The 24,898-nt window shown below is 65.6% G+C and carries 24 protein-coding genes; 11 read left to right on the top strand and 13 right to left on the bottom strand.

Going from position 1 to position 24,898, the window contains the following annotated elements:
• Positions 1-74: 74 nt before the first annotated feature.
• From ACF3NP_RS06440 to ACF3NP_RS06405, 8 genes are all read left to right on the top strand, one after another.
• A complete protein-coding gene (locus ACF3NP_RS06440; RefSeq protein WP_181888033.1) occupies positions 75-1,214 on the top strand; it encodes a resuscitation-promoting factor in 1,140 nt (379 codons plus the stop codon).
• Positions 1,215-2,069, top strand: a complete 855-nt coding sequence (gene rsmA / locus ACF3NP_RS06435; RefSeq protein WP_181888034.1) for a 16S rRNA (adenine(1518)-N(6)/adenine(1519)-N(6))-dimethyltransferase RsmA — start codon at positions 1,215-1,217, stop codon at positions 2,067-2,069. It begins immediately after the preceding gene.
• The gene (locus ACF3NP_RS06430) at positions 2,059-3,006 is read left to right on the top strand and encodes a 4-(cytidine 5'-diphospho)-2-C-methyl-D-erythritol kinase (protein WP_392398485.1); all 948 of its coding nucleotides are present in this window, start codon (positions 2,059-2,061) and stop codon (positions 3,004-3,006) included. Before rsmA ends, ACF3NP_RS06430 begins: the two co-directional genes overlap by 11 nt.
• A gap of 45 nt (positions 3,007-3,051) precedes the next feature.
• Positions 3,052-4,842: an ABC-F family ATP-binding cassette domain-containing protein gene (locus ACF3NP_RS06425; protein ID WP_392398484.1), complete on the top strand. Its 1,791-nt coding sequence runs from the start codon at positions 3,052-3,054 to the stop codon at positions 4,840-4,842.
• A gap of 10 nt (positions 4,843-4,852) precedes the next feature.
• Entirely contained in the window at positions 4,853-5,176 is a 324-nt protein-coding gene (locus ACF3NP_RS06420) for a putative quinol monooxygenase (protein WP_269509406.1), read from the top strand.
• A gap of 162 nt (positions 5,177-5,338) precedes the next feature.
• Positions 5,339-6,529 (top strand): NRAMP family divalent metal transporter, encoded by a 1,191-nt coding sequence (locus tag ACF3NP_RS06415; protein WP_392399135.1) that lies wholly within the window; start codon positions 5,339-5,341, stop codon positions 6,527-6,529.
• Between the two features lie 45 nt (positions 6,530-6,574).
• Positions 6,575-7,318: a putative hydro-lyase gene (locus ACF3NP_RS06410; protein WP_392398483.1), complete on the top strand. Its 744-nt coding sequence runs from the start codon at positions 6,575-6,577 to the stop codon at positions 7,316-7,318.
• 100 nt (positions 7,319-7,418) lie between these two features.
• Complete coding sequence (locus ACF3NP_RS06405) at positions 7,419-8,498, top strand: HNH endonuclease signature motif containing protein (RefSeq protein WP_392398482.1); 1,080 nt, start codon at positions 7,419-7,421, stop codon at positions 8,496-8,498.
• A gap of 4 nt (positions 8,499-8,502) precedes the next feature.
• Here ACF3NP_RS06405 and ACF3NP_RS06400 read toward each other — a convergent pair whose 3' ends face one another.
• The 4 genes from ACF3NP_RS06400 to ACF3NP_RS06385 all read right to left on the bottom strand — a co-directional run bounded on the left by ACF3NP_RS06400 (position 8,503) and on the right by ACF3NP_RS06385 (position 13,222).
• Positions 8,503-10,227 (bottom strand): acetyl/propionyl/methylcrotonyl-CoA carboxylase subunit alpha, encoded by a 1,725-nt coding sequence (locus tag ACF3NP_RS06400; protein WP_392398481.1) that lies wholly within the window; start codon positions 10,225-10,227, stop codon positions 8,503-8,505.
• Positions 10,228-10,230: 3 nt separating this feature from the next.
• Complete coding sequence (locus tag ACF3NP_RS06395; RefSeq protein ID WP_392399134.1) at positions 10,231-11,715, bottom strand: 5-oxoprolinase subunit B/C family protein; 1,485 nt, start codon at positions 11,713-11,715, stop codon at positions 10,231-10,233.
• Between the two features lie 62 nt (positions 11,716-11,777).
• Positions 11,778-12,533 carry a LamB/YcsF family protein gene (locus ACF3NP_RS06390; RefSeq protein ID WP_392398480.1) on the bottom strand — a complete coding sequence of 252 codons (756 nt, stop codon included), beginning with the start codon at positions 12,531-12,533 and terminating at the stop codon, positions 11,778-11,780.
• Positions 12,534-12,592: 59 nt separating this feature from the next.
• Entirely contained in the window at positions 12,593-13,222 is a 630-nt protein-coding gene (locus ACF3NP_RS06385) for a GntR family transcriptional regulator (protein WP_392398479.1), read from the bottom strand.
• A gap of 186 nt (positions 13,223-13,408) precedes the next feature.
• On the opposite strand from ACF3NP_RS06385, the gene ppk2 reads away from it, so the two are divergent.
• On the top strand, positions 13,409-14,260 hold the full coding sequence (gene ppk2, locus ACF3NP_RS06380; RefSeq protein WP_181888043.1) for a polyphosphate kinase 2: 852 nt from the start codon (positions 13,409-13,411) through the stop codon (positions 14,258-14,260).
• Here the strand turns inward: ppk2 and ACF3NP_RS06375 are convergent, their stop codons facing one another.
• From ACF3NP_RS06375 to ACF3NP_RS06350, 6 genes are all read right to left on the bottom strand, one after another.
• Entirely contained in the window at positions 14,261-15,022 is a 762-nt protein-coding gene (locus ACF3NP_RS06375) for an HtaA domain-containing protein (protein WP_070472765.1), read from the bottom strand.
• Between the two features lie 333 nt (positions 15,023-15,355).
• Positions 15,356-16,201, bottom strand: a complete 846-nt coding sequence (locus ACF3NP_RS06370) for an HtaA domain-containing protein (RefSeq protein ID WP_181888044.1) — start codon at positions 16,199-16,201, stop codon at positions 15,356-15,358.
• Positions 16,202-16,293: 92 nt separating this feature from the next.
• On the bottom strand, positions 16,294-17,097 hold the full coding sequence (locus ACF3NP_RS06365; RefSeq protein ID WP_239217340.1) for a heme ABC transporter ATP-binding protein: 804 nt from the start codon (positions 17,095-17,097) through the stop codon (positions 16,294-16,296).
• Positions 17,094-18,137: a FecCD family ABC transporter permease gene (locus tag ACF3NP_RS06360; RefSeq protein WP_070421265.1), complete on the bottom strand. Its 1,044-nt coding sequence runs from the start codon at positions 18,135-18,137 to the stop codon at positions 17,094-17,096. Before ACF3NP_RS06360 ends, ACF3NP_RS06365 begins: the two co-directional genes overlap by 4 nt.
• On the bottom strand, positions 18,134-19,201 hold the full coding sequence (locus ACF3NP_RS06355) for a heme/hemin ABC transporter substrate-binding protein (protein ID WP_181888046.1): 1,068 nt from the start codon (positions 19,199-19,201) through the stop codon (positions 18,134-18,136). The genes ACF3NP_RS06360 and ACF3NP_RS06355 overlap by 4 nt, the downstream gene beginning before the upstream one ends.
• Positions 19,202-19,226: 25 nt before the next feature.
• Positions 19,227-21,161, bottom strand: coding sequence for an HtaA domain-containing protein (locus tag ACF3NP_RS06350; RefSeq protein ID WP_083290123.1), 1,935 nt, complete (start codon positions 21,159-21,161; stop codon positions 19,227-19,229).
• Between the two features lie 173 nt (positions 21,162-21,334).
• On the opposite strand from ACF3NP_RS06350, the gene ACF3NP_RS06345 reads away from it, so the two are divergent.
• A complete protein-coding gene (locus ACF3NP_RS06345) occupies positions 21,335-21,682 on the top strand; it encodes a hypothetical protein (RefSeq protein ID WP_141741270.1) in 348 nt (115 codons plus the stop codon).
• 11 nt (positions 21,683-21,693) lie between these two features.
• Here the strand turns inward: ACF3NP_RS06345 and ACF3NP_RS06340 are convergent, their stop codons facing one another.
• The 3 genes from ACF3NP_RS06340 to ACF3NP_RS06330 form a co-directional block, all read right to left on the bottom strand.
• Positions 21,694-22,341 carry a biliverdin-producing heme oxygenase gene (locus ACF3NP_RS06340; protein ID WP_236883383.1) on the bottom strand — a complete coding sequence of 216 codons (648 nt, stop codon included), beginning with the start codon at positions 22,339-22,341 and terminating at the stop codon, positions 21,694-21,696.
• Positions 22,342-22,424: 83 nt separating this feature from the next.
• Positions 22,425-23,006: a DNA-3-methyladenine glycosylase gene (locus tag ACF3NP_RS06335; RefSeq protein ID WP_070472746.1), complete on the bottom strand. Its 582-nt coding sequence runs from the start codon at positions 23,004-23,006 to the stop codon at positions 22,425-22,427.
• Complete coding sequence (locus ACF3NP_RS06330) at positions 23,003-23,785, bottom strand: HAD family hydrolase (protein ID WP_181888048.1); 783 nt, start codon at positions 23,783-23,785, stop codon at positions 23,003-23,005. Before ACF3NP_RS06330 ends, ACF3NP_RS06335 begins: the two co-directional genes overlap by 4 nt.
• Positions 23,786-23,826: 41 nt before the next feature.
• Here ACF3NP_RS06330 and ACF3NP_RS06325 point away from each other — a divergent pair, with 41 nt between their 5' ends.
• Entirely contained in the window at positions 23,827-24,807 is a 981-nt protein-coding gene (locus ACF3NP_RS06325; RefSeq protein ID WP_181888049.1) for a 3-hydroxyisobutyryl-CoA hydrolase, read from the top strand.
• Positions 24,808-24,898 lie beyond the last annotated feature (91 nt).

The raw sequence follows: 24,898 nt of genomic DNA, 5'->3' as shown, positions 1-24,898 counted from the left end.
CTGCGAGCGTTACCGTATCGTTACCCGGGTTATTGGCTGAACACCTTCAGCTGAGCCGACCCGTGAGGAAACACATGTCCCGTCAGATCAAGCGGATCAACCCGAAGAGCACCGCCACCAAGCGCGCTGTCGCCGGCACCGTCGCCGGCGCCGTCCTGGTTGGCGGCGCGGGCACGGCACTTGCCACCCAGAAGCAGGTCACCGTCGACGTCAACGGCGAGGAGACCAACGTGCGCACCTACGCCGCGGACGTCGCGGGCGCGCTCAGCTCCGCCGGCGTCGAGGTCGCGCCGGAGGACCTGGTCTACCCGGCGCCGGGCGAGAAGCTCTCCAGTGGCGACACCGTCACCGTGCGCACCGCGAAGCCGGTCGCCGTGGTCATCGACGGTGTTGCGCAGGAGATCACGTCGACCGCCGGCACCGTCGGTGAGCTGATCGACCAGGCTGGCGTCGCCGGCCACTCCGCGGTGGACGTGGACCGCGACCAGCCGGTCACCCACGGCATGAACCTGGACGTGACCACCCCGAAGATCGTCGCGCTGCGCGACGGCGGGGATCTGACCTACGTCTCGGCAGCGGCGAAAACCGTCGGCGACCTGCTCTCCGCGCGCGGCGTCACATTCGACACCGACGACCGCCTCAACGTCGCGCTCACCGACGCCATCGTGCCCGGCATGGAGATCGTTCTCGACCGTGTCAGCACCGTGGACCGCCCAGAAACCGTCGTGGTTGAGGCCCCGGCGGAGTACGTCGACGACGACTCGCTCGACGAGGGCGAAGAGGAGGTCCGGGAGAAGGGCGAGCAGGGCGAGACCAAGGTCATCCACCGCACCGTCACCGTCAACGGCCAAGTCGAGTCCGAGGGCGTGGCCGAGGAGAAGGAAGTGAAGAAGGCCAAGCCGGCGCTTATCGCCCGCGGCACGAAGCAGGCCGGCAACACTGGCGCGGCCGCGCCCGCAGTGGCCTCCGGCAGCGTGTGGGATTCGCTGGCACAGTGCGAATCCGGCGGCAACTGGGCCATCAACACCGGCAACGGCTTCTCCGGCGGCCTGCAGTTCACCCCGTCCACCTGGGCGGGCCACGGCGGCACCGCGTATGCGCCGAGCGCGCACCTGGCCACCCGCGAGCAGCAGATAGCCATCGCCGAGCGCGTCCAGGCCTCCCAGGGCTGGGGCGCCTGGCCGGCCTGCACCGCCAGCCTGGGTATCCGCTAGATGGCGGAAGCGCAACTTCTAGGGCCCGCCGAGATTCGCGAGCTCGCCGCCGAGCTGGACGTCACCCCGACGAAGAAGCTGGGGCAGAACTTCCTGCACGACCCCAACACCGTGCGCCGCATCGTCGCGGCCGCGGAACTCAGCGAAGACGACCACGTGGTGGAGGTCGGACCGGGCCTCGGCTCGCTCACCCTGGGGCTCATCGACACCGCCGCGAGTGTGACCGCGCTCGAGATCGACCCGCGCCTGGCGGGGCGCCTGCCGAACACCGTCGGCGAGCTCGCCCCGGATTACGCCGATCGCCTCACCGTGATCAACACCGACGCGCTGAAGGCCTCCCGCGCCGACTTCGACGCCGCGCCGACCGCGCTGGTGGCGAACCTGCCCTACAACGTCTCGGTTCCGGTGCTGCTGCATTTGCTGGCGGAGCTGCCGTCGATACGCAGGGTGCTCGTGATGGTGCAAAAAGAAGTCGCCGACCGCCTTGCCGCGCAGCCGGGATCGAAGATCTACGGCGTGCCCAGCGTCAAGGCCGCGTTCTACGGCGACGTTTCGCGCGCCGGCACGATAGGCAAGCACGTGTTCTGGCCGGCGCCGAACATCGAGTCGGGGCTCGTGCGCATCGACGTCGCTGCCGACGCCCCGCGCGAGCTTCGCGACACCATCTTCCCGCTGGTGGATGCCGCGTTCGCCCAGCGCCGCAAGACGCTGCGCTCCACGCTGTCGGGCATCTACGGCTCGGCCGCGGCCGCCGAGGACGCGCTGCGCGCCGCCGGCATCGACCCGGGGCTGCGCGGCGAGAAGCTCACCGTCGCAGACTTCATCCGCCTGGGGGAGGCCCGCCATGACGCGTGAGATCGTCGCCTCCGCGCCGGGCAAGGTGAACCTCCACCTCGGCGTCGGCGAGGCGCGCACGGACGGCTACCACGACCTGGTCAGCGTCTTTCATGCGGTGGACCGGCGCGAGGTGGTGCGCTTGCTTTACGACGGCACCCCCGTGGCCGGCCCAGCAGTCGAGTCCATGCGTACCACGTTCTTCGTGGATGAGCCCGACGAGGACATCGACGGGCCGAACAACCTGGCGTGGCGCGCCGTCGAGGCCGTGGTGGCGCGCGCGGGCGTGGCGGTGCCGCGCGTGCGCATCGAGGTGGACAAGCACGTCTTCGTCGCCGGCGGCATGGCGGGCGGCTCCGCCGACGCCGCCGCCGCGCTGGTGGCGTCCAACGCGCTAGTGGCCGAGTTCGGCGAGGCCTTGCCGGAGGAGGAACTGCTCGAGATCGCGGCGTCGCTTGGCGCGGACGTGCCCTTTTCGCTGATGGGTGGCACGGCGCTCGGCACGGGCCGCGGCGACAAGCTGGTCGAGATGCTCTCGCGCGGCCGGCTGCACTGGGTGTTCATCAACCCCAAGATCGGCATCAACACCGGGGGAGCGTTCTCGCTTCTCGACGACCTGCGCCACGGCAACCCCGCCCTTTTGCCACACATGGACGCCACCGACCTGTCCCAGGCGCTGACCTCCGGCGACGTGGCGCGCGTCGCCGCCGCACTGCACAACGACTTGGAGGCCCCCGCGCTTTCGATGCGGCCGGTGCTCAAACGCGTGCTTGGCGCTGCCGGGGAGGCGGGCCGCCGCGCGATCGTCTCCGGTTCCGGGCCCACCGTGGCCGTGCTCTGCGACGACGCCGACGCCGCGCGCTTTGCCGCCGAGCACCTGGCGGAGCGCTTCGACGGCTACGAGGTCTTCGTTGCGGAGGGCCCGGACCGCGGTGCGGTGGTGGAGAAGGTGGGTTAACCGGAGGCGTCGATAGGCGGGCGCCTGCGTAAGATTGCAAGCCATATGGCTAACCTGATCAACCTGGAAAACGTCTCCAAAACATGGGGGCTGAAAACGCTTCTCGACGGCGTCTCGCTCGGCGTGCAGACCGGCGAGCGCATCGGCATCGTCGGCGTCAACGGCGGCGGCAAAACCACCCTGCTGGAAGTGCTCACCGGCATCGAGCCGCCGGACGCAGGGCGCGTGTCGCACACCTCGGATCTGCGCATGGCGGTGGTGACGCAGCGCTTTACGCTGGATAGTGCGCTCACGGTCGGTCAGGCTGTCGTCGAGCCGCTAGGCCTGCAGATCTTTGAGTGGGCCTCCAGCGCCCGCGTGCGCGAGGTGCTCCAAGGCACCGGTGTGGCGGAGCTTGGCCTGGACACCCCGGTGGGGCAGCTCTCCGGCGGCGAACGGCGCCGCGTCAACCTCGCCGCCGCGCTCGTGCAAGACCTGGACCTGGTGGTGCTGGACGAGCCGACCAACCACCTCGATGTCGAGGGCGTCCAATGGCTCGCCGACCATCTGCTCTCGCGCAAGGTCGCCGTCGTGGTGGTCACCCACGACCGTTGGTTCTTGGATACCGTGGCCACCCTGACCTGGGAGGTCCACGACGGCGCCGTCGACGTCTACGAGGGCGGCTACAACGACTGGACCTTCGCCCGCGCCGAGCGCGCCCGCCAGGCCGACGCCATCGAGCAGCGCCGCCAGAACCTCGCCCGCAAGGAGCTGGCGTGGCTGCGCCGCGGCGCGCCGGCGCGCACCTCCAAGCCGCGCTACCGCATCGAGGCCGCCGAAGCCCTGATCAAGGACGTCCCGCCGCCGCGCGACACCGTCGAACTCATGGCGTTTTCCAAGCAGCGCCAGGGCCGCGTGGTCATCGAGCTCGAAGACGCTCGCATCGACGCCCCGGACGGCCGCACGCTGGTCGACCACCTCACCTGGCGCCTCGCCCCCGGCGAGCGCATCGGCCTGGTCGGCGTGAACGGCTCCGGCAAAACCACCCTGCTGCGCACCCTGGCCGGCGAGTACCCGCTCGCAGCCGGCAAACGCATCGAGGGGCAGACCACCCGCATCGGCTGGCTGCGCCAGGAACTCGACGACCTCGACCCGGAGCGCCGCGTCATCGACGCCGTCGAAGACGTCGCCACCTACATCAGCTTCGGCAAAAAGGAGCTGTCCGCCTCCCAGCTCGCCGAGCGCCTCGGCTTCTCCCCGAAACGCCAGCGCACCCCCGTGCGCGACCTCTCCGGCGGCGAGCGCCGCCGCCTGCAACTGACCCGCGTGCTCATGGCCGAGCCGAACGTGCTGCTTCTCGACGAGCCCACCAACGACCTCGACATCGACACCCTGCAAGAGCTGGAAAACCTCCTCGACTCCTGGCCCGGCACCCTGGTGGTCATCTCCCACGACCGCTACCTCATCGAGCGCATCGCCGACTCCACCTACGCGCTGTTCGGCGACGGGAAACTGACCAACCTGCCCGGCGGCATCCAGCAGTACCTGGACCAGCGCGCCGATCAGGCCCGCACTGCCGGCGTGCTGGATCTGGGGGAGGGGCAACCGGAGGCCGTCGATAAGCAGATGAGCTCCCAAGAAGAGCGCGAGCTGCAGAAGAAGATGAAGGCGCTCGAGCGCAAGATCGCCAAGGAAAACGAGCGGGCCGAAGCCCTCGAGGCGGAGATTGCCGCGCTGTCCGAGACCGGCGACTTCGACGCCATCGGCGCCAAAACCAAAGAGCTCACCGCTGTGAAAGATGCGCGCGAGGAGCTCGAGATCGAATGGCTCGAGTTGGGCGAAACACTTGAAGGCTAGGGTGGGGCGCATGATTTTGATCAACGTACGATTCAAGCCCCTGCCCGAGAACGTCGAGAACTTCCGCGAGCTGGTCAAGGACTTCACCGACGCCTCCCGCGCCGAGGAAGGCAACATCTTCTTCGACTGGTACCGCAACGAAGACAACCCCGACGAATACCTGCTCATCGAAGCATTCCAGGACGACGCCGCCGAAGCCCACGTCAACTCCGACCACTTCAAGGCCGCCCAGGAATTCTTCCCCACGATCCTGAAAGAGACCCCCACCATCATCAACACCCTCATCGAAGGCAAGACCGAGTGGGACCAGATGGCGGAGTTCAAGGTCTCCTAGGGGTAGCGCGGGTGTGACGTGATGTCTCCTGGGGCGCATTCATGGCTTAATATCTCCCCCGTCACATTTTCCTAGAACGTGAAAGGGGTGTCCCCAGTGACCGCTCCAGAGCCCACGCACGGCGGATCCACCGCCGCAGACGTGCCCGCCAAGGCACCGGCGATGAAAGCCGGCATCGGCCCGATGGTCGGCGCCATCTTCCTCATGGCAACCTCCGCCATCGGACCGGGCTTTCTCACCCAAACGTCCGTGTTCACCGTGCAGATGGGCGCAGCGTTCGCCTTCGCGATTCTGCTGTCGATCCTGGTCGACATCGCCGTGCAACTCAACGTCTGGCGCATCCTCGGTGTGTCCGGCCTGCGCGCCAGCGAACTCGCCAACAAGGTGGTGCCGGGCCTCGGCTGGGTGCTCGCGGTGCTCGTCGGCGTCGGCGGCTTCATCTTCAACATCGGCAACGTCGCCGGCACGGGCCTCGGCCTGCAGGCGCTCGCCGGCATTGAACCGCGCATCGGCGGCGCCATCTCCGCCGTCATCGCCTTGGTGGTGTTCCTGTCAAAGCGCGCCGGCGCCGCACTCGACGTCATCGTCGGCATCCTCGGCGCGATGATGATCCTGCTCATGCTGTATGTCGCCATCTCCTCGAACCCGCCGGTGGCGGAGGCCATGCGGCAGACGGTCGCGCCTGAGGCGATCGACTTCAACGTCATCACCATCCTCATCGGCGGAACCGTCGGCGGTTACATCGTGTTCGCCGGCGTGCACCGCCTCATCGACGCAGGCCACACCGGGCCGGAAAACATCGATTACCTCACCCGGTCCTCGGTCACCGGCATCATCGTCACCGGCATTATGCGCGTGCTGCTGTTCCTCGCGGTGCTCGGCGTGGTGGCCACCGGTGTCACGTTGTCCAAGGACAACACCGCCGCGGACGTGTTTTACCAGGCCGCTGGCGAGTTCGGCCGCCGCGCGTTCGGCCTCGTGCTGTGGGCCGCTGGCCTGTCCTCGGTGATCGGCGCGTCGTTTACCTCTGTGTCGTTTATGACCAAGCAGGGCTTCGACCCGAAGAAGCGCACGATGTTCACCGTCGCGTTCATTGTCGCCTCCGCCGCGATCTTCCTCGCGCTCGGCGGCACCCCGCCGCAGAAGGTGCTGCTGTTCGCCGGCGCGTTCAACGGCTTGATTCTCCCGATCGGTTTCGCGGTGGTGCTCTTCGTCGGCATCTTCCGCCGGGACCTGTTGCGCGGCTACAAGCCGCCGGTGTGGATGCTCACGATCGGTGTGCTCGTGCTGGTGCTCACGCTGTACATGGGCTGGAGCTCCATTAGCAAGCTTCCGGAGATTATCTCGATGTAGCGTTGAGGCACGTACGGCTCCTACACCCCAGCGCAGGCCCGCGCGTTGTTCCGCACGACCGATGTGGCGACAACGGCGGGCTTTTCCGCTGGCTTCGCCCAGGCCAACCTGATCGCGCTGGATAAGAAGTACGCGTTCGACTTTTTGCTGTTCGCGCAGCGCAACCCGAAGCCGTGCCCGCTGCTCGGCGTGTTGGAACCAGGGCAGGTGTCGTCGCTGCTGCTCGAGGGTGGCGATATCCGCACCGACATCCCGTCCTACCGGGTGTTTTCGCACGGCTCGCTTATCGACGAACCAACGGATGCCACCGCCTACTGGACCGAGAACACCGTCGCGTTTGTCATCGGCTGTTCGTTCACCTTCGAGCAGGTTTTGATTGACAACAACGTGCCGGTCGCCCACATCGAGCAGGGCGTGAACGTGCCGATGTTTATGACCAACATCGACTGCGAGCCGGCCGGGGTGTTCAGCGGGAAGATGGTGGTGTCGATGCGGCCCATCCCGGCGGGGTTGGTGGCGGACGCGGTGCGCATCACCTCGCGCTACCCGGCTGTGCACGGCGCGCCGGTGCATGTGGGGGAGCCGGGGCTGATCGGCATCGACGATCTGGGCGCACCCGATTTCGGCGACGCGGTGGACATCCCGGCCGGGTGGGTGCCGGTGTTCTGGGCGTGCGGGGTGACCCCGCAGTCCATCGTGATGTCGTCCAAGCCGGAGCTGGCGATCTGCCATTCGCCGGGCAAGATGCTCGTCACCGATGTGCGGGACGTGGCCTATCAGGTTCCCTAAAGGGCCCGGCTGTGGACAACTTTGTTACTGGTGTGGCGAGTTATCCACAGATTTTGGTTCGGGGGTTGTGCGGGGTTGCGTGCCGTTTAGTGTTCGTGGCATGAACCCGTTCGACGCGTTTATCGAGGCGATGGCCGCAGCATCCATGGAGACGCTGCGGCACTTCGACCTGCCGGTCGCGCTGGGCGCCGGCATGGCGCCGGATCGGGTACGCGCGTGGGATCAGATGCAAAAGGTGTACTACGGGCCAACGAAATTCACCCGCAAGCAGGCCCTGGCAGTACAGAAGGCCCGCGGATTCTCCCTGGACGAGCTCGCGCTGATCGAGCGCCGCGTCGGAGGCGTGAAAGATCTTAGCGAGCGGTGGCGGCTGCGCCTCGCCTTGTTGGATGTAAAAGGCGGGTACCGCGCGATTGAGCGCGCCGCACGCGAACTCGTGCCGCGCGAGGACAACGCCCCGACAAAGAAACAGGTCGCCTTCTCCGCGCCGAAGAACGGGCGGGCGCGCATCACCATAGACACCACCGACCGCAAAGCCGCCGACTTAGAGCACCGCCTGCGGCAAGACATCGACGCCACACAGCCGGCAGCACCCCAGATGGAGGGAGCGTTCTGGCGCATCGTCGAAGGCAAAACCGGCGGGGTCGTCGCCGCGGCACCGCGCCCGATTGTGATGGTGCCGATCACCGAGCACGCCCGCATCATGGCCGGCGACGGTGACGACGTCATCCTCACCTTGACTGACGGCACCACCATGACCGGGGCGGAGTACATGCAGCAAGAGTTCGGCGAGGCCTTGGAGGTTGCCGCCTTCCACCCGGAGGAAGGGGCGGTGAACCTCTACGACACCGAGCGCTTCGCCAACCAGAAACAGCGCGATATGGCCTGCATGGTCTCACCCGTGTGCGCCTTCCCAGGCTGCCGCCACGGGGCGTTGGGCTCCGAGATCCACCACGTGAACGCCTGGAAACACGGCGGCTACACCAACATGAACAACCTCGTGCCGCTGTGCCGCTACCACAACCGGGTCAACGACGACGACCCCTGGCGCAAATCCCGCGGCCGCATCGCGATGATCAGAGGCGCGCCCTGGTGGGTCTCACCCCGCGGATACCACCTGAGAAACACCGACCGTGGAGCACTCGACCAACTCTTCGGACCCCGAAGAGCAGGCCCCTAACACGCTAGGAAATCGTCGCGATGGTGGCGTTCGCCTTCACGCGCTCGCCCTGCTGTGCGGCAAGCGAGATCTGCCCGTCGCGAGGCGCTTTGAGCTGCGATTCCATCTTCATCGCCTCGACGGTCGCAATGGCATCGCCCTTGGCAACGACGTCGCCGTCGGCGACCAGCCATTCCACGATGGTGGCCTCGTACTTCGACGTCACCGCGCCAGCCTCGTCGCCGGAGGGGGCGGCAGCGTCAGCCGCAGCTGGGGCAGCGCCGCCGCCGAGCAGCGCGACGGGGAAGCCGATGGTGTGCAGGCGCCCGTCGATCTCGATAACGACGTCGCGGCGCTCGTCGTAGATGTGCTCGATGTCCACGTCACTGTGTTTTTGCGACGGCGAGTAGTTGTGGTCCACCCAGTCGGTGTAGACGTCGAGGCTGTCGCCGGTGATCTCGGGCGCGTCGACCATGTCGCGGTGGAACGGCAGCACGGTGCGCACGCCTTCGATGACGAACTCGCTGAGCGCCTGCTGCGCCCGCTTCAACGCGGTGTCGCGGTCCGGCCCCCAGACGACGAGCTTGCCCATGAGCGAGTCGTAGTAGGGCGGGATTTGGCCACCGGTGCGCACGCCGGTGTCGATGCGCACACCGGGGCCGGTGGGCACGTCGAAACGCGTCACGGTGCCGGGTGACGGTGCGAATCCGTTGGTGACGTCTTCGGCGTTGATGCGGAACTCGAACGCGTGACCATGGATTTGCGGGTCGGCGTCGCCGAAGGACAGCGGAAGCCCGTCTGCGATGCGGAACTGTTCGGCGATGATGTCCACGCCAGTGATGGCTTCGGTGACGGGGTGCTCGACCTGGACGCGTGTGTTGACCTCCAAAAACGACACGGTGCCGTCTTCGGAGACGATGTATTCGACGGTGCCGGCGGACTGGTAGTTCGCCTTGCGGATGATTTCGCGGGCACCTTCTTCGATGGCGCTGCGCTGCTCGTCGGTGAGGAAGGGGGCGGGCGCTTCCTCGATGAGTTTTTGGAAGCGGCGCTGGGTGGAGCAGTCGCGGGTGCCGAGGACGGCGACGTTGCCGTGCGCGTCGGCAAGCACTTGCGCCTCGACGTGGCGCGGGTGGGTGAGGAACTTTTCCACGTAGCACTCACCGCGGCCGAACGCTTCGCGCGCTTCGCGGCCGGCGGAGGCGAAACCTTCCTCGATGTCGGCCTCGTCGAAGACGACCTTCAGGCCGCGGCCGCCGCCGCCGAAGGCTGCCTTGATTGCGATAGGCATGCCGTGCTCGCTGGCGAAGTCGCGGGCTTCTTCCCAGGTGGACAGCGGCTCGCCGGTGCCCGGTGCGAGCGGGGCGCCCGCTTCGACGGCGAGGGCGCGGGCGGAGAGCTTGTCGCCGAGCAGCTCGATGGCCTCGGGTGAGGGGCCGATCCATTTCAGGCCGGCCTCCTCGACGGTGCGGGCGAAGTCGGCGTTTTCGGACAAAAAGCCGTAGCCGGGGTGGAGGCAGTCGGCGCCGGCACGGTGCGCGATCTCGATGAGCGCCGGGATGTTCATGTACGTCTCGGCGGAGGTGTTGCCCGGCAGCAGGTACGCCTCGTCGGCGACCTGGGTGTGGAGTGCGCCGGTGTCGGGCTCGGAGTAGACGGCGATGGAGCGGATGCCCAAGTCGCGGGCGGTGCGTGCGATACGCACGGCGATCTCTCCGCGGTTGGCGATCAGTACGGCAGAAAGAGTCATTCCTTAACCTTCCAGGGTGTAGCGCTCGAAGCGGAGTTTTCCGCCGGGCGGGAGTTGTGCGGCGATGTCGACGTCTTCGTTGATCACGGTCGCGATGACAGGGTATCCGCCGGTCACGGCGTGGTCGCGCAGGAAGAGCACGGGCTGGCCGGACGGGGGGATCTGCACGGAGCCTGCGACCATGCCTTCGCTGGGCAGCTCGCCGTCGCGAGAGCGGGTCAGGGGCGCGTCGGATTCGAGGCGCAGGCCCACGCGGTTGGAGTCGCCGGTGACGGTGAAGGTGGTGGCGAAGAACTGGTCCACGGCGTCCGCGTCGAACCAGTCGTCGCGGGGGCCGAGGACGCAGCGCACTACGCCGACGACGTCGGCGCCGTCGCGTTCGACGCGCAGCGGGTTGGACAGAAGCGAGTTCGCGGACTGCGGCGGGGTCAGCGACATGGCGATGGTGTCGCCGGCGGCAAGCGGCTTCGGGCCGAGGCCGGAGAGCATGTCGGTGGCCGCCGAGTCCAGTTCGGTGTCGGCGATGAGCCCGCCGCGCACGGCGACGTAGGTGCGGAAACCCAGGCGTGCCGGCTTGACGACGACCTCCGCGCCGGCCGGCACGATCGTTGGGGTGGCCAGGGGGGCGGGCCTGCCGCCGACGGTGACGTCGGCGTCGGCGCCGGTGACGCAGATGACGGTCTCGGCTAGAGCGGTCATGGTCAGCCCGCCGACGTTTTCTAAAAGCGTGGCGTTGCGTTTGTTGCCTACTGCGGCGTTGGCGGTGCGGGCGGAGGCGCGGTCGGAGGAGCCGGATGTGGTCACCCCGAGGTTGCCGTTGCCTTGGCGGCCGAGGTCTTGGTACAGGGTCTGCAGCCCGGCGTCGTCCAGCGTGAACACGGGCCTGCGCGGCGGTGTGGCCAGGTGCTTGCGCGCGGTTTGCGTGTCCGCCGGCAGGGTGTCTACGGCGCGGTAGTGCACGCGGTCGCCGGGGGCGACGAGCGCGGGCGGGGTGGCGGTGGAGTCCCACATCGGGGTGGCGGTGGTGCCTATGAGCTGCCAGCCGCCGGGGGAGGTGCGCGGGTAGACGGCGGAGAATTCGCCGGCCAGGGCGACGGCGCCTGCGGGTACGGCGGTGCGGGGCGAGTCGCGGCGCGGGATTTCCAGCGCGCGCGAGGCGTCTTCTGGCACGCAGTAGGTGAATCCGGGGGCGAATCCGCCGAAGGCGGCGACCCAGGTGGTGGAGGTGTGCCATTCGATCAGCTCGTCCGCGCTCATGCCTAGCGACGACGCCAGCGCTTCGACGTCTTCGCCGTCGTATCGCACGTCAATGTTGATGTCGCGCGGGGTGCCCATGTCGGCGGCGTCGGGGGAGTAGGAGGCCAGCACGTCCACGGCCTTGGTGGTGGCGGTTGGCGAGTCGAAGGTCACCAGCACAGTGCGGGCGGCGGCGACGACATCGGTTTGGTGCTCCAGTGGGGAGGCAGTAAGTGCCGCGTAGAAGTCCATGACGGTTTGTAGGTCTGGCAGATCCACGATGAGGGCGCGGGTGCCGACGCGTTTGATGTTTCTCACAGGACGGCCTCGATGCGGATGCCTTCGTCGGCAAGCTTGCGCACCACACTCCGGGTCAGCTCGACGGAGCCGGGGGAGTCGCCGTGGACGCAGACCGATTCGGCCTGGACTTTGACCTCGGTGCCGTCGATGGCGGTGACGGATCCGGTGGAGGCGACTTGGAGCACTCGCTTAGCGACGTCCTGCGGGTCGTGCAAGACCGCACCCGGCTCACGCCGCGACACGAGCGTGCCGTCGGGGTTGTAGCCGCGGTCCGCGAACGCCTCGCGGATCACGCGCAGGCCGGCCTTCTCGGCGATGTCGACGGCGACGCCGCCGGGCAGCAGCATCACGGCAAGGTCGGGGCTGAACGCCTTGATGCCGTCGATGACTGCTTTGGCGTGCGCTTCGTGGTGGACGATCGTGTTGTAGAGCGCGCCGTGCGGCTTGACGTAGCGCACCTGCATGCCGTGGACGCGGGCCAGCGCGTCGAGGGCGCCGATTTGGTAGAGCGTCTCGTCGGCGAGTTCTGCCGGGGCGTAGTCGATGAAGCGGCGGCCGAAGCCTGCCGGGTCGTTGTAGGCAACGTGGGCGCCGAGAGTCACGCCGTGGGCGGCGGCGTTTTTCAAGGTGCCGGCGATGGAATGGGGGTCTCCTGCGTGGAAGCCGGTGGCGACGTTGGCGCTAGAGACCATCTCCAGCATGGCTGCGTCATCAGCGACCGGGTTGCCCGCGGTGGTCTCCCCGAGGTCGGCATTGAGGTCGATATGCATGGCCCTAGTTATACAACCTGGCGCATGTGATCTTGCACTCAGGTTGGGCCGGGGGTGGTTTAGACGGCGCCGTTGTTGATCTTCTCGATCATCGCCTCGGCCTGCTCCATCAGCTGCACCTGCAGGTAGTCGGAGGCGGCTTGGCGGTCGCCGGACTGGACCAGTTCGACGATGTGCTCGTTGACCTCGATGAAGCGGCGGTTGAACGCCGGGTCGCGCTCCAGGATGGGCAGGGTGGCCAGGCGGAGGAAGGCGTCGAGCTGGTCCATAGTGTCGCCGAGCGTTTTCGAGCCCATCGCGGCGAGCACGACGTGGTGGAAGGCTTGGTTGACGGCGATGAGTAGGTCGTCGTCTTCTTCCTCGATGGCGACGCGGGCTTCCTTGTTCAGCTCGTCGAGGCGGTCGACGTCCAGGTCCGGGCCCCACAACAGCGCGGCCGGCTCAATGGCGGCGCGGGCGCGGAAGGTGTCGGTGACGAACTCCGGCGTCGGGGTGGCCAGGAACACGCCGCGGTTGGGGATGCGTTCGCAGAGACCTTCAGCGGTCAGCATGGCGAATGCTTCACGCAACGTGTTGCGGGAAACGCCGAAGCGCTCGGCGAGGGCGACCTCGTTGAGCTTTTGCCCGGGAGCGAATTCGCCGCGTGAGATCGCGCGGCGGACCTCGGCGGAAACGTTGTGTGCAAGCATGGCATCCGTATTGAAATCAGTTGTCGCCTACTGCGTTTGCGCAGGTGGGTGACCGTATTGGTTAGAACTAGAGAGAGTATATCGCATTTATTGTTCAACAATGCACCCGTAATCCCATATTGCACTTTCTTCTCAGGTTCACGTGCGTTTTTAGTGCTCACGGCGCCTGCGGGTACGGTTACACCCATGAGCCACGACAAGAAACCGCCGAAACTGTCCAAGAAGGCCTACGAGAAGGAACTGCTGCGCCTGCAGGCCGAGCTGGTAGCGATGCAGCAGTGGGTGGTGGAAAACGGCGAGCGTGTGGTCATCGTCATGGAGGGCCGCGACGCGGCGGGCAAGGGTTCCGCGATTAAGCGCATCACCCAGTACATGAACCCGCGCACCTGCCGGATCGAGGCGCTGCCGAAGCCCACGGAGCGCGAGCAGGGCCAGTGGTACTTCCAGCGCTACGTGGAGAAGCTGCCGACGGCCGGCGAGATCGTCATCTTCGACCGTTCCTGGTACAACCGCGCCGGCGTGGAGCGCGTGATGGGCTTCGCGTCCTCGCAGGAGTACCGCCGCTTCTTGCACCAGGCGCCGATCTTCGAGCGTCTGCTGGTTGAAGACGGCATCATGCTGCGCAAGTACTGGTTCTCCGTTTCCGACGAGGAGCAGTACAAGCGTTTCCAGTCCCGCCGCAACGATCCGCTGCGCCAGTGGAAGCTTTCGCCGATGGACTTAGAGTCCATCACGAAGTGGGAGGAGTACTCCCGCGCCAAGGACGAGATGTTTGTCCACACCGACATCCCGTCGGCGCCGTGGTACACGGTGGAAAGCGAGGATAAGAAACGCTCGCGCATCAACGTCATCTCGCACCTGTTGTCCACCATCCCGTACGAACACATTAAGCCGGACCTGCCGGAGATCCCGGAGCGCCCGGAGACCACGGACTATGAGCGTCCGCCTCGCGACGAGTTCCGCTACGTCCCCGACGTCGCCGCCGAGTTGGAGAAGCGCAAAGTGGGCAAGGGCAGCAAGAAGAAAAAGAGAAAGTAGTTACCGGGGCAGCCACTGCGCAAGGAGCGCCCGGACCGGGGTAAGGGTTGATGCGTAGGCGAGACTGCCAAGTACGGCGAGCACGCCCACGGCGATGCCCGCGATCGCCCCAGGGCTGAGAGCAGTCGCCCCGAATGTCACGTTGAGATCCACTTCAGAGTCTTTTAGCAACGTGCCCTTCGGGTAGTGCCTGAGGGACTTCTCCATGCCGGTATCCGACACCGTTGTCCGGTTGTGCTCTGTCACTCGTTTCGGCGGGGTGATCTCGCTGCCGAGTGTGAAGGTGACCAGCGGCTCGTCGTCCCCCTTGGCACCGACTGGCTTGTACGTCTTGTTCGCGACCCCGGCGAGGAGGTAGTCGCCGTACAAAGTGGCGTTTTTTCCCTCCACCTTCAGCTTGAGGTCCGAGTACTTTACATCTACGGCCCAGCCGTCGTAGCCACCCGCATTCTTGTATCCCTGTACCTGCGCTGAGCCGTCGAGCGCGAATGTCCACGTCTTTCCGGTCCGCGTCGCGGAGGTGACCGGGAAGGAGAATTCAAGCGCTTCCTGGTTCCACGTCGCGCCCCCGCCTGTGAGCACGCGACCTTGACCTTTAATGACGGCCTGATTCAGAAAACCGGTGGAAATGGGCCACACAAATTCGCCGCCAACCTCGGCGGGCTCAGCGGAGGAGCTTTCGGCGGCGGCAGGAATTGCCAGCGCAGTGGCGAATATAAGCGCGGAGAACCCCGCCGCAGCGGCGTTTCGGGAGATGAGCATTGAGGCGAATCCTGTTCGAATCAAATGAGGGCCTCGCCGGACGACGGGGCTCTTGGGACAGTGTTTAACGCACCAGTTGGGGCAGTTGTGGAGGCTTGATGCCGAGGATTGACGCGGCCCCCTGTATGAGGGCGCCGAGCGCGAACCCTAAACCGGTGAAAGCCATCGCCAGTGCGATTGCCCGCGTGGCTTGCGTAGCCGGCGAGCCGTCGTCTGTCGAGGAAATCTCCGTGAAAGTGTCTTCCTCCGCAGTTTGGCCTTCAGTGACGGCGGGGGAGCAAAGCAATAGCACCACCGCCACCGCGGTGGACAATCGCGCCTTGCACATGGACGCTACTTGCCCATGAACTGGTTAATCAGCTTCTGGACCGAAGGCTGAGTCGCCGCAAAGCCCAGGCCGCCCAGCACTGCGATAACCGCCATGACAATGCCGACGATTGCGCCGGTGCTCGAGCCGTCCTCACCGGTCGGCTTCGGGTCAGTCGGCTTCGGGTCAGTCGGCTTCGGGTCGGTCGGCTTCGGGTCGGTCGGCTTCGGCTCCTTCTTCGGGGCCTTGAATGCGAGGTTGACGGCGACTTTCGAGTCATCCAATGGCTTGCCGACTTCGTAGCTCGAGCCGAAGATGTCGACGCCGAACTCGGTCAGCTTGGTCGGGGTGAACGTCGCAGACAACTTGTTGTCCTTGCCGGGCTTCAGCGCATCTGTGACCTCGAACTCTGCGATCGGCTTGTCGTCTCCGGTGGCGGTGGTGGGCTCAGAGCCCGGCATTGCGCCCTTGCGCACGTAATCCGCCTGCAGGACGCCCTTCGTGCCGTTGACCACAATCTTGAAGTCGGACATCTTGATGTCCATAGCGCCGTGGTGGCCCTCGATCGAAATGGCGCCGTTGAGGTCAATGGTGCCGTTGCCGTTGGCATCGAGGGCGGAGTCGGCGGCATTGACCGGAAGTGCGAAGTCAGCAAGCTTGCCGTCGCGAAGCACCTTCTCCGCGCCTTCTGTGGTTGTGATGGTGCTGGCGACGAACGGGGATTGCACGTAGCGCAGGAACGATTCCTTGATGTTCCAGTGCGCATTTCCCGACTCGATGGTTGGCGCATCCGCGAAGGCAGCGGGGGTGGCGAATGCAGTCGAGATCATGGCCGTGGCGGTGATGGCCGCGAGGGTGGTGGTGCGGGACATTGATGAAGCCTTTCGGTGAGTTGGTGTGGTGGATGTAACATCGCACCGATTGGATAGGGTAGGCTAACCTTAGCAAGGTATCCCTAACTTTTTCAAGGGGTGGGGGGAGCTGGGGCTGGACACCAGAGTCCGGAGACGGGTTCACCCGCCTCGTCGGGGGCCACTAGGATCCGCCCACTGCTTCGCAACACGGTGATGGGCCAGTCGTAGACGGAGCTGAGAATCGCGTCGTTGTACACTTCGTCAACGGTGCCTGCCGCTGTAATCTCGCCCGCCTTAAGGCACACGACGCGGTCGCAATATCGCGCCGCGAGCTGTAGGTCGTGCAACACGACGATGACTGTCACACCGCGACGCGCAAGCGCGCGAACGGCTCCCATCGTTTGTTCTTGGAAGTGAACGTCCATGGCTGCCGTTGGTTCGTCGAGAAGCACGACCTGCGTTTGCTGCGTGAGCACCCGCGCGAAGGCTGCGCGGGCTCGCTCTCCGCCGGACAGCGTCGCAATCTCGCGGTCCTGTAGGTGGGTGATCCCCGTCGCGTCGAGCGCCGCATCCACGATCGCCGCATCGTCCGGCCCACGGCCCCAGGGGTGGCGGCCCATTTCGACGACATCGCGCACGAGGAAGGAAAACGCCACGCTGACGTCTTGGAGCATGACAGCGCGCGTGCGCGCGAGTTCGGAGGCTGTGCTTTCCGACGCATCCTTGCCCGCCACCTCGACCACTCCGTGCGCGAGCTGAATGTCACCCGCCAAGGCCGACAGCAGGGTCGACTTTCCGGCTCCGTTGGGGCCGATAAGCCCGGTGACCTGGCCGGCGGTTGCGTGCAGGTCGACTTGGTTAAGAATCGTGCGGTTTTGCTTCTGCACAGTGACGCCACGTGCGGTAACAGTCATATCTGGTGGTTCTTTCGTATCATTTGCCGCAGCAGCAAGAAGAATGTTGGCCCACCGATCAGCGCGGTAAATATGCCAATCGGTAGGTCTGCAAAGGGGATGATTGTGCGGGCGAGAATGTCGCCGGCACCGATCAAAAGTGCCCCACCGAGAGCTGAAGCGGGGAGCAGCACCTTATTGGAAGGGCCTACCGCAGTGCGCACGATGTGCGGCACCACAAGACCCACAAACCCGATCAGTCCCGCAAACGAGACAGCGGCAGCGGTGAGCAGCGTCGACAGCACGATCGCCGCCATTCGCAGGCGTGTGACATTGAGCCCGACGTGGTAGGCGGCCTGGTCGCCGAGTGCGAGAAGGTCGAACTTGCTGCCTAACAGCATCGCCAGCGTCAGTGACACGATGACCACGCCTGTCACTGCGCCCGTTTGCGCCCAGTTCGCGCCCGAGAGAGTGCCCATCTGCCAAAAGATGATTTGCTCTCGCGCGGTCGTGGGGGCCATAAAAGTGAGCACTGAAATAATGGCACCGCAGATAGCGTTGGCCGCGATACCCACCAAGATCAGGTTGAGCACGCGAACCTTGCCGCCGACTCGCGAGAGGAAGTACACCACCGCGGTTGCAAGGGTCCCAGATATAAAGGCAAGGACGGGCACCGTCATCGTGCCGAAAGTGGTGAGCCCGAAGACGAGCGCGACGGCGGCCCCGACGCCCGCGCCGGTGCTCACGCCGATCACGCTCGGCTCCGCGAGCGGGTTGGCGAAGACTGCCTGCATGAGCGCCCCGCTGACGCCCAGCGCGGCACCGACGAACAGACCGAGCACCAGGCGGGGGAGTCGGATCTGCCAGATCACGGACGCTTCCAGAGAGGTTGCGGACAGCGGACCGGCCTGGAGAATCGGCCACAGCTCACGGACCGAAAGCTCGAACTGTCCAACCATGATCGAGCCGATGGCTGTCGCCACCAGTAGCACACTGACGGTCGTGAACAGCGCCACACGGCCGCGGCGGCGGGCGTGAAACACCTCGGCGGAAGATGTCACTGCCCCTCCCCGTACAGGGCGTGGGCTGCGCGCAGCAGAAGTTCCCCGGTTTGGGGGCCGAACGCAAGCGAGTCGCCGTCGGGAAGTGAAAGCACGCGCTTGTGCTGGCCGGCGGTCGTCTGTGCGACACCGGGTCGTTGAAGCAGGCCCTCGATATCGCCGGTGGATTGCAGCCCGCCGTTCATCATGACGAACACCTCCGGATTGACCTGGGTGAGCGCTTCGGGGCTGGCGGGGGAAGCGTTGCCGATGCCGTTTTCAGTGTTCACGTCAACGCCGCCGAGCGCCTCGATGAGGTCCTTGGTGCCGTCTTCGCCGCCGAGCAGGTAGAACACGCCGCCGGTCCCGCGCGCGTACAGGAATGACATGCGCAGCGGCTGTTTCGGGACGACCTGTTTGATCGCTTCGAGAGCTTGCTGCACCTCTTTTTCACTTCGTTCCGCGAGGAGTTTGCCCGCTTCTGGCTCCCCGACGACGGAGGCCACGTTCATGATGTCCTCTCCCATTGATGCCATGGTCCGTTTCGGCTCCATGACGACGGTGGTCACGCCCGCCGCGCGGATTTGGTCGATGGCCTCGCTCGGACCGACGGAGTGATCCACGATGACCAACGTCGGGCGCAAGTTCAGTATTGCCTCCACGTTTAGTGAGTGACCGTTTTCGGTGACCACGGGAAGGTCAGAAAGCGAGGGTTCCGCGGAGCTGACCGTGCGACCGACAATGTTGTCCGCCAACCCGATACCGCGGAGCGTCTTTGTGTAGGTGCCGTAGAGGTCGAGCGCGAGGATGCGGGAGGTGTCGGTGACCGTGACGTCGTGGCCGTCGGCGTCAGTGAGTTCGACGGGCAGCGCAGTTTCGCGCTCCGCTTCGACGGGTTCTACCTCGGAAATCTCCGATACCATCGCGACGCCCTCAGCCTGGTGCGGGTCGGCTCCGGTTGCGAGCGACTGCGAAAGCGCCTTTTGTTCGGTTTGCACGGGGTTGTCCCAGCTGGCGCAACCTCCAAGCGACAGACCCACGGCCGCCGCGACCGCGCAGACGAGGGGTGTTTTCCAAAGCTTCATTGAGAGTTTCCTTTTCTATCCGGTTTTATCCGGTCGCAATAAACCTGGTCAGCGCGCCACCGGCGCCGAGCAGCGAGGCCACCAGAAGCAGGAGTTTGGCCACCGTTGAGTCGTCCCAGCCTCCGCTGCCGGCGCCGTCGCCTGCCGCGGAGTTTTTGATCTGGAACTTTCCGCCTTCGGGCTGTTTGGCGGATTCCACGGCATCTGTACCTTCTACCTCGTCGAACACGCTGCCTTTTGCGTTTTCGGGGGTCGTCCCTGAGTTCAGCTTCGCTTGGGCTCCTGCCGTGCCGCCGCGCTTCAGCGCCGCAGCGTCACCTGCGGTTCCGCCTTTGCCTGTCGACGACTCCGAGGAGGCTCCACCCTGCCCCTCGCGGCAGTTCGCCGTGTTGCCGAGGCGAGCGCTGAAACTCACTGGGTCGAGTGGGGCCCCAGCGGGGTAGAACTGGCCGAACGCCTCCGCGCCGACTTGGGTGAGCGTCGCCTGCGCGGAGCCGGACACCGCGGAATCGGAGACGCTCAGCTCGCTGAAGGATAAGTTGGCGATCGCGATGCGGCCGAAATCATTCGCCTTGCCATCAGTGCTATTCGACGAAACATTGATGACGATTTGGCCCGAATCGCCACTGAACTGGATCTCCATATTGGAAAAGCGGGTGTCTAACACCCCTTCGTGGCCGGTGAAGTGGATGGTGCCGGGGTAGAGGATGGAACCGGAGCGTGCGGCAGTGTCCACCGCGCCGGAATTGCCGGAGAACGTGAACGCGTTGCCGTCGTCGCCGACGCCTTTGAGTTCCCAGCGTCCTTTCGCGATGTTGCCGCGGATGTACGTGCGGAAAGATTGGCGAATGCCCCACTGGGCCTCGGAACTGACAATCCCACGAGACGCGCTCGAGTCACAGATCCCGCTGTCGCTGGCGCCACCCGCAGGTGCCGCACCAGTGGGTTTTGCTGCATTACCGGTGTTCGTGCCGCCACTCACCTTCGGCGCGCCGGCTGGTGTCGCGGGGACGGAGCCAGGGTTGACGTTCGCTGGACTGTTCGTTGCGTTGGAGGTTCCTCCCGTTCGGGAGGCATTGGACGTGGGGGCGCCGCTGTTGGCCGCTGGTGCAGGGCTCGTGCCTTCCTGCATCGGAAGTACCCGGCGATGCAGTGACTCACCGCTGCGCAGCAGTGTCTCAGTGTTGGCGAACATCGCGTTGAGTTCTTCCAGGGTGTCGTTGATCTCGCCGAGGAGGCGGGCCGGGCCGGAGGTGGCGCCCGATCTCTTTGCGCCGGAGGTGCCGCCGCCCTCTTTGGGCTGTGGGGCGGGGCCGGAGGCGTCGTTAAGCGATAGCTCAATTGTGACCGGGTCGAGTGGAGCGCCCACCTCGTAGAAGCCACCGAAGATCTCCGCACCGGTTGTGGTGAGGGAGGTGGGGCCTGCGATGGTCGTTGTTTGTGCGGAGAAATCCGGGGCGGCGTTGAGCGCGATGGTGGCGAGCAGCTCTTGGGTGCCTTCGCGCACCGGGCCGGTCGAGTTCATGCCCTCGTACTTCCGCGAAGCGTAATCCACCCGCAGTTCGGCTTGAGTGCCATTGACCACCACTGTGGGGTTGCGCAGCGTCATATCAAGCGCGCCGTTGTGTCCGGTGAAATGGACCTCACCCTGGAAGCTGATTTCGCCGGCCGAGGCTGAAGTCAGTGCCGAGGATTTGGCGTCGAACGTGAAACCGTCGCCTGAGCGCTGTGCGCCGCCACCGACCGAAATGCTGCCGTGGGCTATGGGACCTTCGATGTATTTTCTGAACGATTCGCGCACCCCCCATTGCATGGTTCCCGCTGAGACACTGCGGTGTGTGCTGGCAGGCTCTTCGGCCGCCGCGAGAGGAAGAAGCGCAGGCGCGGCGCCGAACATGGTGGCGGTAAAGCCGATCAGGCTCGCGCAAGCGACTGCGCCGAGGTGGGTGCGAACATTCATGGTTGCCTCGAGGTGCGAAATAGCGAAAAGTAGGTAGGCTAACCTTACCTAAGTAAGGTTAGGTTTGCATAATGTTGAAAGGGGTTGTCGTGATGGCGCAACAGACGGGACCTGCTACCAAACTCATTCGACCTGTCGGTGTGCGATTGCCGCGCACATATGAAGGCGGCGCTGTGCACTTCGTCACCTGGGAGCGCGCCCTGATCGCCTTGATCACAGGTGTGATCGCGTTTGGGGCGGGTACCGGAAACATCTGGGTGGCGTTCCCTGCGAGCGTGGCGTTGGTGGCTGCGGTTCTCGGGCTTTCGTCACTGCCCTCGCATAAGGGCCGCGATGCCAGTGCTCGACTGGGCAAACGCGCGGGGATCGTCCTCGCGGTGGCTTGGGGGTTGATTGTTTGCTTGGCAGTGCTAGTGCTGTTTCTGGTGCCTGCGCAGTTCACGCTCACCGGCGGAGTGCTCACCGCGTTCGTGGCGGCTGGGGCGATCTGGGGTGCGATCGCTTACGTTGACAGGCGTTAGTGAGCCCCGGCCTAGCCGGCGTGGGTCGAAAGGTCCTGGAACACTGCCTGGTTCAGGGCGAAAACGTGCTGGGCGGTGGAGATGATTCGTGCGCGCTCTTCGTCGTTAAGCTGTATCGCGTCGAGCGCTTCCTTGTAGTGCGCGCGGTAGTGTGGGATCTTGCCTACCGCGGAGAAGTTGTAGAAGTGCAATGCCTCGTCGGGCAGTGCGTACGCGTTCTGGAACACGCGTGCGAGCACCTGTCCGCCGGCAATGTCGCCGAGGTAGCGCACGTAGTGGTGGGCGATGACTTCCGGGCCGGAGTCCGGGGTGAGCGCCTCGAGTTCGGCAACGTAGCGCCTCGTGGCATCGAGTGGGGCGGTGGTTTCCTTCCAGCCGGCACCGAGCATGGCGGTGAGATCGGCTTCGAGGGCGGGCACGCGCTCGAGGCGCTCGTCGGCGATCTGCGCCACCGCGGGGTGGGAAGCGGCGCGGCGTACCGCAGCTTCGAGTGCCGAATAGATGTGGAAGTACTGCACTGTCAGCTCTGCTACGGCTGCCCGGTCCAGCTCGCCTTTTCCAAGGCTCGACATGAAGGGGGAATTCTCGGCGCTGGAGTGCGCAGTGGCAGTCTGGTCTTTGAGTGCGGCCGACAGTCGCTGGTCAGTGGGGGCGGCCATGGTCATCTGCTTCTCCAATCTAGGAATGAAGGGTAGGTTACCCTTAGTTGCAGATTGAGAATATAGGTAAGCCTAACCTTTAATCAATCACCCAAAAGGTTGATCCGCTTCGGGCGCCCGCGTGGTGTGGATACGGTTTTGTCGCCGGGGATCCAGAACCGCCACGGGGCGTCTTTGTTTTTGGAGATCCCGATGCGCGGTCCTGCGACCCATTCGGGTTCGGTGTCGCGTGGGGTGAGGTGAACGGGGGTGCCGTTGTCGCCTAACCCCAGTCCGAGCGCTTGGCCGAGGTTGCCTGGCCCGCGTGCGAGGTTTTCAAACGGGATTATGGCACGGTCGGGGCGTTGTCGCCGCTTGCGGGCGAGTGCTTCGCCGGCGATGATTTCGCCGCCGCGCATGAGGCAGCCTTGGCCGACGCCTTCGGGTGCGCAGACGATGTTGCTGTTGTGGTGGATGCCGTAGGAGAGGTAGACGTAGAGCCTGCCGGGTGGGCCGAACATGGCGGCGTTGCGGGCGGTTTTGCCGTTGTGGGTGTGGGCGGCGGGGTCGTCGTCGCCGAGGTATGCCTCGACTTCGGTCAGGCGCACGGTTACCCCGTTGTGGGTGATGAGGCACCCCAGCAACTGCGGTGCGACGACGTCGGCGGGTTGGGTGAAGTCGATCATTTCAGCCATTGCGCAAGCTTATCGACGACCGCCTCGTCCCCGTTTGACCCAATCACCTCGTCCGCGATCGCTTTGAGGTCGGGGTGTGCGTTTTCCATGGCGACGGCGTAGCCGGCGGCGCGAAGCATGCCGTAGTCGTTGAGGAAGTCGCCGAATGCTGAGGTCTGTGCAAGGGGGATACCCAGCGTGTCGGCGAGCGCTTCGAGTGCGTGTCCTTTGTCGGCGTCTGGGTGCATGATGTCTAGCCAGTGTTTGCCGCTGACTACAGCGCGCAGCTCGGGGGCGTGTTCGCGGACCCAGGGCAGGGCGTCGCGTTCGGCGTCGGTTTCGACGTAGAGGGCGATTTTGATCACGGGGGTGGGGTGGTCGCCGAGTGCTGCCAGTGTTGTGCGGGAGGCGTAGTACTTGTCTACCTCGGCGTCGATGGCCGGTGGCAGCGGGAGGGTGGCGGCCACTTCTGGTGCACAGATGACGGTGTGGGCGGGAAATGGTGCGTCGGGAAGCGCTGCGATGAGGTTGCGGGCAGCATCCAGGGGTAGGGCGGTGGTGGAGACCACCTCGCCGCCGTGCACCACCACCGCGCCGTTTTCCGCGATGAAGGTGTCGCACTCCGGGAACATCCGCTGCAGGGAGGCCAGCTGCCGCCCGGACGCCGGCGCGAGGGTCACCCCGCGGGAGCGCGCGCTCTCCAGCAGCGGCCAAAACGCGTCCGGCACGCGCCCGTCGCCGTCGAGGAGCGTGCCGTCCATGTCCAACGCAATCAACCGAGGTGTCCGCATTGCCCCCACACTACCGGTGTGATGTGGAACACTGGGGAAGCATGACCGATCTGATCAAGACTGAAGTACGCGACACCACCGGTGTGATCACCCTCGACCGCCCGAAGGCACTGAACTCGTTGAGCCCCGAGATGGCCCGCGCCATCGACGCGACGTTGAAGCAGTGGCGCGACGACGACGCCATCGAGCAGGTGGTCGTCCAATCCTCCGGCAAGCACTTCTGCTCCGGCGGCGACGTGCGCGCCGCCCGCGACGGCATCCTCGAGGGCCGCGGCGACGAGGTCGACGCGTTTTTCGCCGACGAGTACGCGATGAACCTGGACATTGCGAACTACCCCAAGCCGTACATCGCGCTGTGCAATGGGGTGATCATGGGCGGCGGCATGGGCATCTCCGCCCACGGCTCGCACATGGTGGTCACGGAAGATGCCTTCGCATCCATGCCGGAGATGAACATCGGCTTCGTCACCGACGTCGGGATGTCCTGGCTGCTGCAGAATCTGCCGAAGCACCCGTCGCTGGCGCTGGGGAAGTTCCTCGCGCTGACGGGTTACCGGCTCACCCCCGACGACATGCTGGCCACCGGCCTGGCCACGCACAAGGTGGCCACGCTGGACGGGGTGCTCGACGGCATCGTCGCCGAGGGGCCCGGCTACCTCGACTCGGTCGCGGTTGAGCCGGGGGAGTCGCAGCTGCTTTCGCTTCTCGACGACATCGAGCCCACGTTCCAGGGCTCATGGGCTGAGATTCAGGGCAAGTTGGACGGGGAGTTGGCGGAGCTCGTCGCAAAGCTGACGGCGAAAGCCTCCCCGTCGTCCCTGGTCGCCGCCGCCGAGCTGTTCGCCGCCAACGCCTCGCAGGACCTCGCCGGGGCGCTGGACAACGAGCGTCGCTTGGGTGCCATGATGACCCGCGAACCAGACTTCGCAGAGGGGGTACGCGCGGTGCTCGTGGACAAAGACCAGTCCCCGAACTTCGCGCCGCAGCCAGAACCCGGCAAGTACCGGGACATTTTGCGCTAAGCGCTGCGCAATCGCGGGGGTGCAGCACCCGCACGCGGCCCCCGGACGCTACAGTAAGGGGGCGATTACGGGCGAAGAAATTGCCCCCGAT

This window comes from Corynebacterium lehmanniae (assembly GCF_043161975.1).
GTDB lineage: Bacteria > Actinomycetota > Actinomycetes > Mycobacteriales > Mycobacteriaceae > Corynebacterium > Corynebacterium lehmanniae.
This window is presented reverse-complemented; position numbering and strand designations above follow the sequence as displayed.